Consider the following 18,106-nt stretch of genomic DNA (forward strand, 5'->3'; position numbering starts at 1 on the left):
ATTAATGAATAATTTTACTTCCTTTTGCGTTCTCAACGAATTTTTCACTCGATTTGTTAATTGGTGTTTTCAGTAATAACGCAGCAACAATCATAATTACTACGAAAGCACTTAACACAAGTAAATCTCGAGTTACAATATCCCATAGCATTCCGCCTACTGTTTCACGAATTGCACTAATTGCGTATGTGAACGGTAAGAACGGATAAATTGCTTGGAAGAACGCTGGTGTCATTTGAATTGGGAATGTTCCACCCGATCCTGCTACTTGCAGTACAAGTAAAATGATCGCCATCGATTTCCCAACGTTTCCGAAAATAGAAACGAGTGAGTATACGATACAAACGAAGACCCCACCAATAAATAAACTAAATAATACAAACCAGAACTTATCGACTACGTACGTACCGAGTAAGAATATATCTCCCATCGATACGATAAACGCCTGTGAAAGACCTATCGTTAAGAATGTTAATAAACGTCCGAAGTAAATTTCATGGCTCTTATAATTCGCGCCCTCTTCGTGTACTTCTACTGTTAATAATGAAACCATTAATAATGCGCCTACCCATAATGCAAGCACTGTATAGAATGGTGACATTGCTGAACCATAGTTCGGCATCGCAAATAATTTATTCTCTTTTAAATTTACTGGATTCGCAAAGTAGTCACTTTGCTTTTCAACATCATTTTTCAATAAGCGTATGATGTCTTTTATATCCTCTTCCGATTCAAAATCACGAATTTTATTTGCTAAGTCTTTAATCTTTTTCTCAGTCTCCGGCATGTCAGCTTTAATATCTGCTAATTTTTTTCTACCGTCTACTAAGCCTTTTGATGAATCTTCTAGTAGCTTTTTAACATCTGGAAGCTTTTTGTCTGCTTCTTTTAAAATTTGAGATGTGTTTTTAGACATACGTTTCGTACGTTCAATTGCTGTGTTAAAGTTTGGAACGATTTCTGAATCATATGTTGCTAAGAAATCGCCTAATTGAGCTGAAGCATTTTTAGTCGCTTCATTAATACTTTCTACAACCTCTTTTGTAGGCTTCTGTCCATTGTTAATTAGTGTAGTTGCCTTATTCGTTGCATCTATACCTTTTTGAACAGAATTTTGTATTTTGTTCAATTTTGCAATTCCGCCATTAAGGTTTTTGTCACTATTTACATCTGCTAATACCTTATTTGTGCTTTCTAGAACCGGAATTGCATCACCAATTAAATTCTTGGTAGCTTTTAATTGACCATTTAAATCGTTTAAAGATACTTTTGCCCACTCTAAATCAGTAACACCTTTATTTGATATGTTTGCTTTAGCATCTTCAACACCATTTTTAAACTTATCATATTCATTTTTCACACTATCGTATGCTTCATTTGCATCAACTTTAGCTTGATCGACTGCGCTAACTGCTTTTTTGTAATCTGCTACAAACGTTTCATTATAATCTTTTTCCGCTTGATCAATTAATCCATTTGCTGCATCTAATTTTTGATTCGCTACATCTGTTACATCTTTCTTTACTTCTTGTCCTGTACCGATAACATTTACAATATCTTTAATACCGTTGTTTGCATTTTCCATGCCGCTTTTTAGCTTAGTTAAGCGATCCACTCGCCCTTGGAAAAAGCTTTGACCAAAATCAGTCGTCGCCGATTTTTGTAGTTCAGTAAATACATTAATAAGATATGCAATACTATCTGTACGACCTTGAAGATTTTCAGAAACCGCATTAAGATCTTGTTTTGCCTTTTCTGGATCAAATTGACCATTTTGCAATCCATTCACAACACTTTTCCCGTATGTTGTTCCTGCACGTGCCGAGTTTAAAACGTTATTCACTGTTTGATTAATATTTCTTGCAATGTTTTTATAACCTTCATCGTTCAACTTTGAAAGATCCGGACGCGCTGGAAACTCCGGCAACCCTTTCATACCAGAAAAATCTATTCCCGGGTGCATTAGAAAATCCGTAAAAGCATTAGCTTTTTCCATTACATTTTTAGCCGCTGTTAAATGATTTCGTATCGTCCCAGGTGCATTTTGCAATGTTTGATCATTGTTTGCAAAGAACTTATCTAAGTTCCCTAACGCTTCTTGCCCATCATTAATAACACTTTCTACAACTGGCAACTCTTTCTGTGCCACTTTCACAACATCTTCTGCTCGAGTCGCATCATCTAACGCCTTATCCATTAATGTATTCATTTCTGGGAACTGCGCTTCTAACTTAAAGACAAGATCTTTTACTTTTTCGATACTTGGTAAGTTTGTTTCTAAATCGATTCCAAGGTCATTGAAGATTTTAAAAATCTCACCGTTCGCTGTTTTAACGAAGTTTTTACTAATTTCTTCCGTAATACCTGATGCACCTTTTGCTGTAATTTTCGGTGCAATCGCATTTACCTTTTCATTTACATAGTAATCAAGTTCTGGCTTCTGCGGATTTTCATCCAGAACAGTTGCAATCTTTTCAGAGAAATCTTTCGGGATTGTAATACTTGCATAGTAATCCCCGCGCTCAACTCCGTAAATTGCTTGTTTTTGATCTACAAATTTCCACCCAAGATTTTTGTTTTTCTTAAGAGAATCTACAATCTCGTCCCCGATATTGATATCTTTCCCTCTTAAATTAGAGCCTGCATCTTGGTTAGAAACTGCAATGGGAACCTCTTTTGTATTTCCATATGGATCCCAAGAAGCTTTAATGTTAAACCATGCATATAACGATGGTAAAATCATTAACCCTAAAACAATAACAATTGCAGCCCAATGTTTAGCTACATTCCGTAAATCTGTCTTATAAATACGCCAAATTTGTTTCATAGAAGTTATCACCTAATTATATATTTTTCCTTCTTTAGAAAATGATACATACATTTTGCAATTATATCACTTTCTGCATCGTGGATTAACCAAAAACGAACTATTTTTTCCCATTAACTTTGACTTACTACATTATATAACGAAGTCAGTCAAAGTATGAATACAAAATGACCAAATCAGTTTTACATTCAATAATAACAAATATATAGGAAATGTCATAAAAAATACAAGTATTTTATCTTGGAAATACTTGTATTCCTAAAAAAAATCCTCACAGCTTTTCATCATCTGTGAGGTTTTCTTCTATTATATATCTACTTGTACTTCTACACCGAAATGATCTGAAATTATATTTCGGTTTGTACCATTAAAAATGACTTTTGAAGAGCGAACTTTTTCACTTTGGTTACACAATATTAGATCGATTCGCAAATTATGTTTATTTTCATCCCAACCAGCAATCTCACCTTGGACAGTTGTTCCTTCATCCTTCTCTGTTGCTAGTTCATATGTGTCATACAAACCTTTTTGTATCATATACTCATAACCCTCTCCTTGCAAACGGGCATTATTATTAAAATCACCCATTAAGAAGGAAAGTTCATTGCGATTTACACGCTCCATTAAACGATCAACTTGAACTTTGAATGGCTCTTCTTCATCATTCCACCAACCGAGGTGACAAGAGTAAAACGTGATGTTCTTACCATTATAAGCAATTGTTGCACTTACAATTTTGCGTGTTTTCCAATACGTTGTATCCTTATTTTCTGATACAAAAAACGTATCTTCATTTATAACATTATGTTTCGTTAGAATCGCTAATCCTTCTTCATACACATCATATCCAATATGAGAAAAATCCCAAGTAATATTGTAATCTTTTACATGTAACACTCTTAACTCTTCTAATAGTAAAAGTCCAAAATTATCTTTTTTCTTGTGACCGCATACATTTTCAGCTTGTATAGACTGACTTACTTCTTGCAATGCGATCACATCATAATCTTCTTCTTGAATGACTTTAGCAAGATATTTTATCTTTTCTAGTTGATTCTCTTCTTGCCAAGAGTGACAGTTTAAAGTTAGCAATTTCATCTTATTACGCACCTAACATATCTTGAATGTCTGACTTTAATACATCAGCTTTCGGGCCATATACTGCTTGTACACCTTTATCTTTTACGATAAGTCCTAAAGCACCATTTTGTTTCCATTGTGCTTCTGGTGCAACAACATCTAAATCTTTTACTGTTACACGTAAACGCGTCATACAAGCATCTACGTCAGCAATATTTTCTTTACCACCTAATAAATCAATAACTTTTGTTGCTAATGAACCATCTTGTACATTTCCTGTTCCTTCTGATGACTCATCTTCATTATCAATGTAATTACCTGCACGGCCTGGTGTTGGTAAGTTGAACTTTTTAATTAAGAAATTGAATAATGTAAAGTTCAGACCGAAGAATACTAATGAAACGATAACGAAATTGATTAAATCTCTAGTTAATCCTGCATTAACCATCATCGGTGTACGAGTAATTAACTCAATAAATCCAAATGCGTGAACACGTAAGTTAATTAAATCTGCTAATGCGAATGCAAGTCCTGTTGTAATTGCATATACAACATACAATACTGGAGCAATAAACATGAACATGAATTCAATTGGTTCTGTTACACCTGTTAAGAATACTGCTAATGCTGCAGATAAGAACATTGGTTTATATTTTGCACGCTTTTCTTTATCAACATTACGGAACATCGCGAAAGCAATACCCATTAACGCTGCTGTTGAACCGATAACTTGTCCAGCTTTGAAACGAGCTGGTACAACATTATTTAATAGATCGTTATATGCTTTTGTATCTCCATTTGCTAATAAGTTATTTAAATCTGTAATCCATGCAAGCCATAATGGATCTTGTCCTGCTACAATTTGTCCCACTTTTGAGCCAGTTAACATCGTATACGTTCCGCCTAGCTCTGTGTAGTTCATCGGAATCGTTAACATATGATGTAAACCGAATGGTAATAGTAAACGCTCTAACGTTCCATATACAAATGGTGCAACAACTGGTGCACTATCTTTAGATGCTGCAATCCAGCGACCAAATTCATTTAATCCACTTTGGATGAATGGCCATAAAAGTGATAATACAATTGCAGTAACTGTAGACCAAACAATTACAACGAATGGTACGAATCGTTTTCCATTAAAGAATGCTAATGCCTGTGGCAGTTTGTTATAGTTATAATATTTGTTATATAAAGTAGCTCCTAAGAAACCTGTGATAATCCCTACGAAAACTCCCATGTTTAATGCTGGTGCACCAAGTACAGAAGTAAAGTAATCTTTTACAACTAAATCTCCTGCTAATACTGAAGAAACTGTCGCTTTTGAATCCGCTAACATTTGAGCGTTTACGCCAAATATAGCTCCTGTAATTCTGTTCGTTAAGACGAATGCTAATAGCGCTGCAAATGCACCACCTGCGCGATCCTTCGCCCAAGATCCCCCAATTGCTACTGCGAATAAGATGTGTAGATTTGTAATAATTGCCCAACCGATGTCTTCCATTACGCGAGCGATTGTATGAACTGCGTTAATATCCCCAGCAGACATCCCAATTAACTTACCGATAGAAATCATTAAACCAGCTGCTGGCATTACAGCTACAACAACTAATAATGCTTTCCCGAACTTTTGCCAAAAATCAAAAGACGTAATTTTCATCTGTTCTTCCTCCCCTTTATTTATAACAACATAATGATTTAAATTATAATTTCTGTTTCTATTATGAAAACGATTCCTTATACTACTTTATTTTTATCTTTACGCAACCGTTTTCATAAATCTATTTTAATAAAAGCGTTTTCACTTTGCAATAGAAATTTATTTTTTTTCATAAAAAAAGATGCTCTAAGAGCATCCTTTTTTATTACGAAATGCGATAAACCCTTGTTTCATAAGGCTTTAACGTAATTGTCGTCACTTGTTCATGTTCCGCAACTTTATAGTTATTTAAAAGCAAACGTTTGCGTTCTAGTGCAAATGAGCCCTCATTATACACTGCTTCCTCTTTTGAGATATTACTAATTACAACGATTTTTTCATCGTTTAATGTACGAGTATATACATAAATTTGCGGATCATCTTCTAAAAGTAAATCGTACGTACCGTAATTCAGTACATCATGCTCTTTTTTCAGGGCAATCATTTTCTTATAGAAGTTGAAAATAGAGTTTTCTTCATCCTTTTGCTTTTCAACATTAATTTCTTTGTAGTTTGGATTCATACCAAACCAAGGTGCACTTGTTGTAAAGCCAGCATTCATCTCATGGTTCCACTGCATAGGTGTACGTGAATTATCGCGGCAAGAAGCCCATATAATCTCCATCATATCTTGATGTGATACACCCTCTGCAATTTTCTCGCGATATAAATTTTTAATTGCTACATCATCGTAATCTTCAATATTTGGGAATTGAACATTCGTCATCCCAATTTCTTGTCCTTGATAAATAAATGGTGTACCGTGCATAAAGAAATACATTGCTCCAAGAGCTGTCGCACTTTCACGCCAATATTGTTTATCATCTCCCCAAGTTGAAACGATACGTGGCTTATCGTGATTCTCAATATATAAAGCATTCCATCCTTTATTTTCTAACCCTTTTTGCCATTTTGTTAATACCTTTTTCAATCCTACAACATCAAGATCTTTCTTCTTCTCTGCATCCCATAAACTTAAATGCTCGAATTGGAATACCATATTGAACTTACCTTGCTCTTCTCCAACCCAAAGCTCAGCATCTTCAATCTTAACGCCATTCGCTTCACCAACAGTCATAATATCATACTTAGAAAACGTATTTTCTTTTAATTCTTCTAATAAAGGTTGAATACCATCCACATTCATATGTTTATCAAAAGATGGTACATACTTTAGTTCTTTTGGATTTGGCATATCTTTAAAGCCATCTTCTTTTTTAATATGGCTAATTGCATCCACTCGGAAACCATCAATTCCTTTATCAAGCCACCAATTAACTGTATCGTATAACACTTCGCGAACTTCTTTATTCTCCCAGTTTAAATCTGGTTGTTTACGCGAGAATAAATGTAAATAATATTGTCCTGTTACTTCATCATATTCCCATGCCGAACCATTAAAAATACTTTCCCAGTTGTTTGGTTCCGCACCATCTTTACCATCGTGCCAAATATACCAATCACGCTTCGGATTGTCTTTAGATGAACGCGACTCAATAAACCATGGATGTTCATCACTCGTATGATTAATAACTAAATCAATAATAAGCTTCATATCACGCTTATGAACTTCATCTAGTAAAGCATCAAAGTCTTCCATCGTACCAAACTCATCCATGATATCTTGATAATCACTAATGTCATAACCATTATCATCATTAGGTGACTTATACATTGGACAAATCCAAATTACATCTATACCTAAATCTTTTAAATAATCTAGTTTCGCAATAATACCTTGTAAATCTCCAATACCATCACCATTTGAATCCATAAAGCTACGTGGGTAAATTTGATAAGCAACCGCTTCTTTCCACCATGTCTTATTCATAGTCATTCTCTCCTTTTGCATCCCATCGGAAAATTTATGCAAACGTTTTCGTAACACTATCATAACAAAATATGAATAGTTTGCAACTGTTTTCATTGAACTCTATGTAGATTCCTTATTCTTATGCTTTATTTATTTCTCACAAAAGCAAATCTCATTCCTCACCTGCTCTTGTCCACGCACGTTACATACGCTTTTCATATATTAATAAAAAGCACTGCTTATTTTTAGAAAGGAGTGATAAATTGAAACAAACAAAATTAACAGGTCGTATCGTTGTTCCCTCAGATCCTGACTATGACGTAGCCCGAATGAATTTAAATTTAAGTATTCCAAAACTCCCTTGTATTATTGTCTTTTGCCAAAATAAAAATGATGTGTGCAACGCCTTAAAATGGGCACGCGAACGTCATGTACCATTTCGCTTAAGAAGCGGCCGTCATAGCTATGAAAATTTTTCTCTTTTAAATAGAGGACTTATTATTGATGTGAGTGAAATGCATCGCATTACTGTTAATACAGATACATTAACAGCAACAATTGAAGCTGGTGCAAATCTTGGCACTGTTTATAAAGAGCTTTGGAATTATGGTGTGACAATACCGGCTGGTACAAGTGCAAGCGTTGGAATTGTTGGATTAGTACTTGGCGGTGGTATCGGTATGCTTTCACGCTTATTTGGATTAACATGTGATCAATTAGTAGAAGTTGAAATGGTACAAGCGTGCGGTAAATTTGGAGCAAAAATCATTCGCGCAAACGAACATGAAAACCATAACTTGTTTTGGGCATGCCGCGGCGGCGGCGGTGGAAACTTCGGAATTGTTACTTCTTTAACTTTTCGAGTGCATCCTATAAAGAATGTATCAATCTTCTCAATTACATGGGAATGGGAAGATTTTATCGCTGCATTTCAAGCGTGGCAAAACTGGGCACCTTATATAGACGAGCGTCTCACTTCATCAATTGAATTATTCGCAAAGCAACGAAATAAAATTGAAGTAAAAGGTGAATTTGTTGGCCCTTCCTCTGAACTCTATTCCTTATTATCTCCTCTTCTTGAAACTGGTACCCCCTCACTTTTTATAGATGAAGTTCCATATATAAAAGCTGTTCAATTCTTTAATAGTGGTAATATTCCTGAAAACTTTAAGCGTTCTGGTTCCTACGTGTATAAACCTATCCCTCTTAAAGGAATTCAAATCATGCAACATTTTCTTTCTCATGCTCCAAATAAAGGTGCGAGTATTTGGCACCAATCGCTCGTGGGCGCTGTTGAAAATATTCCGCCTACTGAAACAGCTTATTTTCATCGTAAAGCAATTATTGCGCAAGAATACATTACCTCTTGGAAATGCGATGATGAAAAAAATCTTAACATACGCTGGGTTAAAGATTTACGAGAAAGCTTAGATCCTTATACACTAGGTGACTATGTCAATTGGCCCGATATCGACATTAAAAATTGGCAAACTAGTTATTATGGTCCTAACTTTCAAAGATTGCGTAAAGTGAAAACCATATATGATCCGTGCAATGTTTTTCATTTTCAACAAAGTATCCCTCCTTTTCATACGTAAAAAAGGAAGAACAGAATGCTGTTCTTCCTTTTTACATTGAAAATCGTTCAATTGTTTGTTTCAAGTCCGCTGCTTGCTTCTCTAAATCCTTTAATAATTGATCGATTAGTACCATATTTTTTGATTGTTGCAACGTCACACGCGCTACTTCTTGTGAACCAGCTGATGTTTCCTCAGCAATTGCTGCTACAGCCTTCGTCTGTGCTCCTGTTTGATGAATGTGACTCACTTGTTCGTTCATATAGCCACTAATTTGCTTCGTTGCATCGGCAACTTCCATAATACTCGATGACATTTCTTTTAAAATTAATTCGGTAGCTGCCCCACGTTGTGCCTCTTCTTTAGCTGTTTTCACTTGCTCTGTCATTTTCAATGCGACTTGTTGCACTTCTTCTTGCATATTCTGTAATAATTGCGATATATTTCTTGCAGAATGATCGCTTTCATCAGCAAGTTTACGTACTTCTTCAGCTACAACTGCAAAGCCCCTTCCATGCTCTCCAGCACGGGCTGCTTCAATAGAAGCATTCAGTGCTAATAAATTCGTTTGACTAGCAATCTCACTCACAACAGAAACGATATGTTCCACTTGTTTCATTCGTTCTTCTAACTTCTGTACATTTTGCATCGAATTTTCATTTTCTTTTGCCAATGTTTGAATACCTTGAATTAAGGAAGTAAAGACTCGTGTACTTTGCCCTAAAGCTTGAACCATTTCTAAAGACAACTCGTCAGACTGTTTTGCTTTTTCTTCTACTTCACTTGCAATGGAAGTTGTTGTATCGACAGCCGAAACAATCGCCTGAATGGACGCTGCTGATTGCTCCGCGCCAGAAGAAATCTCTGCAAGGGTTTCAGACACACCTCGTGCTTGCTTTGTTGCTTCCCCTGTTTGTCTTCTAATTTGCTGAACTTGATTATTTGTATACGAAAATGTAGTATCAATATTTTTTACCATACCTCTTAAGTTCCCTAGCATCATATTGAATGCAACACTTAAAGATTTAATCTCATCATCTGTTTTTGGTAACGGGACATCTTCACGAATATCACCATCGGCGGCCTTCCTTGCAGCCTCCTCCAATTTTCGAAGCGGTTTAATTAAAAAGATTGCTGCTCCATACGCTAAAATTCCAGACCATACTACACCTAATAACATAACGATAATATTATAGACAGTTTGACTTACATAACTTTGAAAATAATCGTATATCACGTAAATAAAAAATATACTTGTTGAATATGTAATAAAAGCTAAAACTGTAGTAAATAGCATAAGTTGTGTACGTAAACCAAAGGAAAAAGTTTTCTTCTCCTTTTCCATTTCTCATTCCTCCTCATAAGTAATATACATACTATCTATATATTATTATCCATATTTTCCTTATAGAAAGATATATCGATTTTTGTTTTTTTATTTACATATTCATTACATTACTTTTTCTGTATATACAATAAAAATAATGTATACTTTTATTTGGATGCCAATTATATATTCAACTAAATAATGTAAGGTTAGGTGATTCTATGTTAAAAACTTTAGATCGTTTAAATGTTATAAACAGATTGATATTGTTAGTGGCAGTACCCATTCTTTCCATACTAATTATTAGCGTTGTAAATTATATAAATTTACAACAAATGCACAAACAGCTTCAAACAGTATATGTGGATCGTCTACAACCTATTAAATGGCTAGGCTCTATTGAGAGCAGCATGTACCAAGAGTTTAGTTATGTAAAGGAACTCATTATTACTGAAGATGAGAATCGACGTACTACAATTTTAATTAAATTAAATGATGCAAATAAAGAAACCGAAAAATTACGAGCTCAATATGAAAATACATATGTAACAGGCGAAGAAAAAAAACTCCTCAACCAATATAAAGAAAAACTTGCAAACTATGAAAAGCATCGTGCTCAAATGCTTGATCTCATTAAAGAGAATAAACTTAATCAAGCATATTCATTTTATCTAACTACAGTTGAACCTAATTTATCGGCTACAGTAGATTCTTTAAAAAATCTTAGTGATTATAACGAAAAGATAGCTGAAAATCTGTATAATGAAAGTCAACACTCTTATAAGCAAGTGATAAGCGTAACAATTACTTTATTCATTGCATGTTTAGTTCTTTGCATTCTTATCTCCTTATTTACTGCTAAATCTATTATCAATCCAATCAATTCATTACGAAACATAATGAATACAGCTGGAAAAGGTGATTTAACCGTTGCTGTACCAAAACAATATCGTCATGAATTTGGTCATATGTTTAATAGTTTTGATGAAATGATATTAAATTTACAGCAAATTATTAACAATGTGATTCAAACAAGTGCAAAAGTAAAAGGCTCTACAAACCACATTGTTGAAACAGCAACCGTTTCCTCTTCCACTATGGATAACATTGCAAATACAATGAAGCAGTTGTCTCACCATATTAATGATCAGTCTGCGAATATTAAAGATAGTTCTACAGCTATGGATGAAATAGCAAATGGCGTGCAAAGCATAGCTGAATCTTCTACAACGATTTCAAACTTAGCTATTTCTACTTCTGATAAGGCGAATATAGGAAGCGAAATCATTGAGAAATCCATTTCTCAAATGACAACTATCCATACCGTCATGGATGAAATATATAAAGTGGTAGATCAATTAGTTGTTCGTACACAAGATATCGATAAAGCATTACAAACTATTACTTACATTTCTGAACAAACAAATCTATTATCTTTAAACGCTGCCATTGAATCTGCTCGCGCCGGTGAACATGGAAAAGGATTCGCAGTTGTGTCTGAAGAAGTTCGTAAGCTTGCTGAACAATCAAAACAAGCAGCTACAGATATAACAAAACTAAACTTACTCGTACAAAATGATACAAAAGATGTAGTCAACGTTATGGGGAAAGGACAACAAGAAATTCAAGAAGGCATTCATGCCGTTCAAAATGCAAAATTAGCATTCCATAATATCGTGAATCATATTAATGAGGTTACAGATCAAATACAAGATATAACAGCAAGTGCAGAAGAAATGTCAGCAAGCTCAGAAGAAATAAATAGCGCACTTATTAATATCTCTTCAATTTCACAAAATATAGTTTCGGAGACTAATTATACATCTCAATCTTCACAAGCCCAGTCGGTATCAATACAGGATATTACAAATATGTCTCTTCAAATGCAAAAACTTGTTGAAGAATTAGAAGCGTTCGCAACTCAATTTAAAATTAAAAATTTGTAAGCATAGGAAAGACCACCTAAATTAGGTGGTCTTTCTAATTGAATTATACATTCAGATTTATTTATATAGGAACTATCCTCTGAAAAAAATGAAGGATTCTGACAATTTGTGGCTAATAACAGAAATAAGGGGCAACATTTGCAAAATATATTTTTGACTGGGGGTTTTGTATGATTCAGGTTCGAAATCTAGTAAAATCATTCGGCTCACTTGATGTTTTAAAAGGAATTGATTTAGAAGTAAAAGAAAAAGAAGTTGTTGTTTTAATTGGTGCCAGTGGTTCCGGTAAAAGTACATTACTTCGCTGTCTGAACTTTTTAGAAATGTACGATGAAGGTGAAATTCACTTACAAGGGGAACAAATTGATCCTAAGCATTCAAATTTAAACAAAGTCCGCGAGAATGTCGGTATGGTTTTTCAGCACTTTAACCTCTTTCCCCATATGACCTCACTAGAAAACATCATAGAAGCACCTATTCATGTAAAAAAATTAGAAGCAGCAAACGCAAAGGAAATCGGAAATCAGCTATTGCAAAAAGTCGGCCTACAAGATAAAGCAGATGTGACGCCTCACCTCCTATCAGGTGGTCAAAAACAGCGCATTGCTATAGCACGAGCTCTTGCTATGAACCCTAAAATTATGCTATTTGATGAACCTACCTCAGCCTTAGATCCTGAACTTGTTGGAGAAGTATTGCAAGTTATGAAAGAACTTGCTGAAGAAGGAATGACCATGATTATTGTTACTCATGAAATGAATTTCGCAAGAGATGTAGCTGATCGCGTCATTTTTATGGATGATGGAAAAATTGTAGAGGACGCTCCGCCAGCGCAATTCTTTTCAGCTCCATCACATGAACGAGCAAAACAATTTTTACGCAACGTTTTATAATGTAACTTCTGTTTCAAACGAAAAGAAATACATTCATACGGTGCACAACTCAATAACATACTTAAAACCATCCGTATGATCAATATATAGGAGGGGTTTTATGAAAAGAAAACTATTAACCATTGTTGCGAGTATTACATTATGTACATCCTTCATACTAGGAGCCTGTAGTAAGGAAAGTGCTACTACTTCTTCAAATGGTGAAAAAGAATTCCGTTATGCGATGAGTGGCTTATATAAACCTTTTAACTATAAAGAAAATGACGGAAAGCTTGCCGGTTTTGATGTGGAAATTGGTGAGGCACTTGCGAAAAAAATGAATATGAAACCCACTCCTATTACAAATCCGTGGGAAACGCTAATTCAAGGTCTACAATCGAAAAAATATGATGCTATATTGGGCAGTATGGCAATTACAGAAGAACGCTTAAAAGCTGTTAATTTCTCAAATCCTTATTATCGTTCTGGTGCCCAAATTTTTGTGGCTAAAAAGAATACATCTATCTCTTCCCCAGAGGATTTGAAAGGTAAGAAAATTGGTGTTGTAAAAGCTAGTACCTTTAAAGACCTTGTTGCAAAACATACAGATCAAATCACAGAATATGACAGCGATATTACTGCACTTATGGACTTAGAGCCTGGGCGTATTGATGCAGTAATCACTGATCAAATGGTCGGTTTACGTATGATCAAAGAAGGGAAATCAAATATAAAAGAAGCTGGAAAACCATTAAATCTTGATGAAATGGGAATTGCTATTCGTAAAGATGATAAAGAAATGGTTGAGAAAGTAAATAAAGCTTTAGATGAAATCATTAAAGATGGTACGTATGAAAAAATTAGTAAAAAATGGTTTGGGCGTAATATTCTCGGTGAAGAGGAAAAAACGAAGTAAATTAGCTAGTCAAATGTTTCATACATTATGCCCCACTTTTTATGTGGGGTATTTCATTCCCTACCAAAATCCATACAATATGAGGTGACACATATGTTTGAAATTTTTATGTCTACTTATCCCACACTCTTAAAGGCTACTATTGTCACATTACAATTAACACTAACATCCCTATTACTCGGTTCACTAATCGGATTACTATTCGCCTTTTTTCGAATCTCTAACAATAAGGTTTTAAATAGTATTGCTCATGTATATATTGCCATTATTCGTGGTACACCTTTAATTGTTCAAATTGCCATTCTCTATTTCGGTATTACATCAATTATTGTCTTCACTCCTTTTTGGGCAGGGGCAATTGCTTTAGCAATCCATAACGGTGCATATATTACTGAAATTTTCCGCGGATCCATTCAATCTGTCGACCGTGGACAGTTAGAAGCCGCTCGCTCTCTAGGTATGCCTTATCCTTTAGCAATGCGCCGTATTATATTGCCGCAAGCATTTCGTCAATCTCTTCCTCCTTTAGGAAATCAGTTTATTATTGGATTAAAGGATTCTTCGCTCGTTGCATATGTAGGATTGTCCGAATTATGGGGATCAGGTTTATCAATTGCTGCAAGTAACTTCCAACAATTAGATACATACATAATTGTTGGTTTATATTACCTCGTACTTGTTCTTCTATTTACTTACTTTGTTAATCTTTTAGAGCAACGATTACAAAGAAAAGAAACCAATTCAGTTCAAGTTAGTAGAAAGAATAAAAAAGAAGTCTCTTTATAAGAAAAAGCAAGCCTAAGATGGCTTGCTTTTTCACTGCAAAATATATCAATTTTTACTGATTTACTTTTTTAATACTCTCTTCTTCCTCTATATGTTCCTCACGATATGAAATATTATGAGGATCTAGTCCATTTCCTAAAGAACCATAGAAATGCTCTCTATGCGGATCCACTAATTCACTTCCTTGATAATACACACGTGGTGTATTCCATAGCGCTGCCAAAGCTTTTGTCATTGGCATCTCATGATAGCGTTCCGGCCACATTTCTTTAATTTTCTCTTTTACTAACGGATAGTATTTAGAGCTCATAGCAGGGAACAAATGGTGTTCTGTATGATATGAGAAATTGAAATGTAAAACGTCTACCCAGCGCGGCACTGTTACTGATAAACAGTTTGCTAATGGATCATTTACTGGAACAATTGGATTTAAGCGGTGATTTGTTGCGATATATGCCATTACAATAAAGTTAGCAATTAACAACGGAATCACATATGCAAATAACCATTTTCCAGGTCCCATAATAAACAATAAACTAATCCAAACTGTCCAAGGCAAAAGAAGTTGAAGCCATACAGATTTTTGATTGGATGACTTAAATTCTTTTATAAAATGAAAGAACATTCGAGTCGAATGCAATGTAAATTGAATGGTTAATGACAGAAAACTAAAGAATGAACGTACATGAAGAGGCATACGATATACCCAGCTCAAAAACTTACTCTTCTTAAGCTTCTCAAGTGTCGGCCATGCATCTGGATCATTCTCTTCATGTTGTGTATGAACGTGATGCGTTGCATTATGCCACTTTCTCCAAAGTTTAGGACCTGTTGATAATGGCATAAATGCGATCGCGCCTAAGAAATCACGAAGCCATGCTTTTCTTACAACAGTTCCATGTAAAATTTCGTGCCCTAAAAACCCAAGTGAAGCAAAACATAATCCAAGAACAATCGCAATTCCTAGATTCGCCCACACATTCAATTCAAATACACCAATCGATATTAACCCCGCCAATGCCACAAGCAAATAAGCCAGTCCACCAAATAAACGAGTAGGAACTGGTTTAAATGCTTTTTTCGGCAAATGTGGTGATACACGTGCTGCATACCACCCAAACGTATGAAGCTCCTTCATCCTTTTGCCCCTTTCTTATGCCGCGCCTTGCGCAACTTACATGTATCAATTCTTGCTTCCAGATTGATTTTACTAGGTGATCAAAAAAGCATCTATTATAAGGAAAATATACTCACTCTATCGTCACTTATTTTTTCGCTTTTATTATCAATGAAAAACATTTCTCTTTTTACTCTCTATCAACCTTTCCACATGATGAATCATATCAATAGAATTTCTATATTGTCAACAACTTTTATGACCTAGTAATAAAAGTTGGTTATATTTTTATAATCATACTTTATTTCACTAAAGAAAAAACATAGACTTTATAAGGTTTCACCCATCATGCATATACATACACTGACATACTATAGACTCTATGTTATTCAAGAACTCTCGGTGTAAACAACAAATAAACTCACCTGAATCTAGCTTTACACAACTCCTACCTCTTCATACCGATGACATTAAATAATTATATTAAAATAATTTTATCTTTCTTTTAATAAAAATAGACACCTTATAAAACAACACACATGAATTTCATATCATATGGAAATATTAAAAGGAAAATTGTTCTAAAATCGGGAGGTTTTTATAATGACAAGCGATACATTTCCACAATTTCCATTATCCTATTGGATTGAATCTACTCAAGTCCCTACTTTTCCTCATTTATCTGAAGATACAAAAACTGAAGTTGCTGTTATCGGAGCTGGGATTACAGGCATCACGACTGCCTATTTACTTGCAAAAGAAGGTATGAACGTTGTTTTAATTGATTCTGGCCTCATTTTAAATGGAACGACTGGGCATACAACAGCAAAGGTAACAGCGCAACACGATCTTATTTATGATGAATTAATCAATCATTTCGGCTTGGAAAAAGCGAGGCTTTACTATGAATCAAATAATCATGCTCTTCAATTTATAAATGAGACTGTACAAACATATAAAATCGACTGTAATTTCTCAAATGAAGATTCATATTTATATACAACTACTGATAATGGATTAAGAAATTTATCAAAAGAATATGAAGCCTATCAAAAATTAAATATACCTTGTGACTATGTTCAATCTCTATCGATTCCGATTCCCGTACAATCTGCACTGGTCATGAAAAACCAGGCACAATTCCATCCCATCCTTTATTTGAAAACACTTTTAGAAAAATTTGTGGAGATGGGCGGAAAAGTTTATGAACAAACAACAGCTATTGACGTGGAAAAAGGTGATTATCCACAAGTCATTACAAAGAACGGACATCGCATCACTTGCAAATATGTTGTCTCTTGCTCGCATTTTCCTTTTTATGATGCAAATAGCTTTTTCTTTACACGAATGTATGCTGAGCGCTCTTATGCTCTTGCAATCAAAGCAAAAACGGATTATCCAGGTGGCATGTATTTAAGCATTGATGATCCCAAACGCTCCTTACGCTATACAACAAACAATGGGGAAAGATTAATTTTAATTGGCGGAGAAAGTCATAAAACAGGACAAGGAATTAACACGATGCTTCATTACGAAGCACTGTATTCTTTTGCGGAAGCAACGTTTGGAGTAGATGAAGTTCCCTATAGATGGTCAGCACAAGATTTAATCACGCTAGATAAACTTCCTTATATCGGACATATTAACGAAAGGAATCCAAATATATTTGTTGCAACTGGATATCGTAAATGGGGAATGACAACTGGAACTGCTGCCGCTCATTTACTGAAGGACTCCATTCTAAAAGTCCACAGTCCTTATAAAGAACTGTATGCACCATCACGCTTCCATGCAAATCCAGATATAAAAACGTTCCTCTCCCAGAACATCGATGTTGCGAAACATTTAATTGAAGGAAAGATCGAAACCGCATTACGTAAACCAGAAGATCTCGAAGTTGGTGAAGGATCTGTCGTACATGTTAATGGGAAACGAGCAGGTGCTTATAAGGACAAAGATGGAAAATTACATATTGTCGATACAACTTGTACACATCTTGGCTGCGAGGTTGAGTGGAATAATGGTGATTGTACTTGGGACTGTCCTTGCCACGGTTCCCGCTTTTCAATTGAGGGCGATGTTATGGAAGGTCCAGCAGATCAACCGTTAAAACGAGTTGATAATGAGTAAACAAATAAAGAAGTTC

The 18,106-nt window shown here is 34.9% G+C and carries 12 protein-coding genes and 1 pseudogene; 6 read left to right on the forward strand and 7 right to left on the reverse strand.

Going from position 1 to position 18,106, the window contains the following annotated elements:
* Position 1: 1 nt before the first annotated feature.
* From BAQ44_RS17955 to BAQ44_RS17970, 4 genes are all read right to left on the reverse strand, one after another.
* The gene (locus tag BAQ44_RS17955) at positions 2 to 2,827 is read right to left on the reverse strand and encodes a YhgE/Pip domain-containing protein (RefSeq protein WP_071722731.1); all 2,826 of its coding nucleotides are present in this window, start codon (positions 2,825 to 2,827) and stop codon (positions 2 to 4) included.
* Between the two features lie 306 nt (positions 2,828 to 3,133).
* Positions 3,134 to 3,925, reverse strand: a complete 792-nt coding sequence (locus BAQ44_RS17960; RefSeq protein WP_071722733.1) for an endonuclease/exonuclease/phosphatase family protein — start codon at positions 3,923 to 3,925, stop codon at positions 3,134 to 3,136.
* 4 nt (positions 3,926 to 3,929) lie between these two features.
* Positions 3,930 to 5,567: a PTS transporter subunit IIBC gene (locus BAQ44_RS17965; RefSeq protein WP_061678040.1), complete on the reverse strand. Its 1,638-nt coding sequence runs from the start codon at positions 5,565 to 5,567 to the stop codon at positions 3,930 to 3,932.
* Positions 5,568 to 5,772: 205 nt separating this feature from the next.
* Positions 5,773 to 7,437: a glycoside hydrolase family 13 protein gene (locus tag BAQ44_RS17970; protein ID WP_071722735.1), complete on the reverse strand. Its 1,665-nt coding sequence runs from the start codon at positions 7,435 to 7,437 to the stop codon at positions 5,773 to 5,775.
* A 245-nt stretch (positions 7,438 to 7,682) separates the two neighbouring features.
* Here BAQ44_RS17970 and BAQ44_RS17975 point away from each other — a divergent pair, with 245 nt between their 5' ends.
* Complete coding sequence (locus BAQ44_RS17975; protein WP_071722737.1) at positions 7,683 to 9,017, forward strand: FAD-binding oxidoreductase; 1,335 nt, start codon at positions 7,683 to 7,685, stop codon at positions 9,015 to 9,017.
* Positions 9,018 to 9,048: 31 nt separating this feature from the next.
* Here BAQ44_RS17975 and BAQ44_RS17980 read toward each other — a convergent pair whose 3' ends face one another.
* Both BAQ44_RS17980 and BAQ44_RS31825 read right to left on the reverse strand, forming a co-directional pair.
* Complete coding sequence (locus BAQ44_RS17980) at positions 9,049 to 9,999, reverse strand: methyl-accepting chemotaxis protein (protein ID WP_411931508.1); 951 nt, start codon at positions 9,997 to 9,999, stop codon at positions 9,049 to 9,051.
* A pseudogene (locus tag BAQ44_RS31825) lies at positions 9,991 to 10,341 on the reverse strand (HAMP domain-containing protein); the annotation flags it as partial. The gene BAQ44_RS17980 and the pseudogene BAQ44_RS31825, both read right to left, overlap by 9 nt.
* A gap of 203 nt (positions 10,342 to 10,544) precedes the next feature.
* Between BAQ44_RS31825 and BAQ44_RS17985 the strand changes: the two are divergent.
* The 4 genes from BAQ44_RS17985 (at position 10,545) to BAQ44_RS18005 (ending at position 14,843) form a co-directional block, all read left to right on the forward strand.
* On the forward strand, positions 10,545 to 12,269 hold the full coding sequence (locus tag BAQ44_RS17985; protein WP_071722739.1) for a methyl-accepting chemotaxis protein: 1,725 nt from the start codon (positions 10,545 to 10,547) through the stop codon (positions 12,267 to 12,269).
* 170 nt (positions 12,270 to 12,439) lie between these two features.
* Positions 12,440 to 13,162, forward strand: coding sequence for an amino acid ABC transporter ATP-binding protein (locus BAQ44_RS17995; RefSeq protein WP_061678045.1), 723 nt, complete (start codon positions 12,440 to 12,442; stop codon positions 13,160 to 13,162).
* Positions 13,163 to 13,262: 100 nt separating this feature from the next.
* Positions 13,263 to 14,057: an ABC transporter substrate-binding protein gene (locus BAQ44_RS18000; protein WP_061678046.1), complete on the forward strand. Its 795-nt coding sequence runs from the start codon at positions 13,263 to 13,265 to the stop codon at positions 14,055 to 14,057.
* A gap of 93 nt (positions 14,058 to 14,150) precedes the next feature.
* Positions 14,151 to 14,843 (forward strand): amino acid ABC transporter permease, encoded by a 693-nt coding sequence (locus BAQ44_RS18005; RefSeq protein ID WP_061678047.1) that lies wholly within the window; start codon positions 14,151 to 14,153, stop codon positions 14,841 to 14,843.
* A gap of 52 nt (positions 14,844 to 14,895) precedes the next feature.
* Here BAQ44_RS18005 and desB read toward each other — a convergent pair whose 3' ends face one another.
* Entirely contained in the window at positions 14,896 to 15,981 is a 1,086-nt protein-coding gene (desB, locus tag BAQ44_RS18010; protein ID WP_000661225.1) for a Delta(10) desaturase DesB, read from the reverse strand.
* Between the two features lie 582 nt (positions 15,982 to 16,563).
* Between desB and BAQ44_RS18015 the strand changes: the two genes are divergently transcribed.
* A complete protein-coding gene (locus BAQ44_RS18015; RefSeq protein WP_071722741.1) occupies positions 16,564 to 18,090 on the forward strand; it encodes an FAD-dependent oxidoreductase in 1,527 nt (508 codons plus the stop codon).
* The last annotated feature ends 16 nt before the right edge of the window (positions 18,091 to 18,106 follow it).

Source organism: Bacillus mobilis (assembly GCF_001884045.1).
Taxonomy (GTDB): Bacteria; Bacillota; Bacilli; order Bacillales; family Bacillaceae_G; genus Bacillus_A; species Bacillus_A mobilis.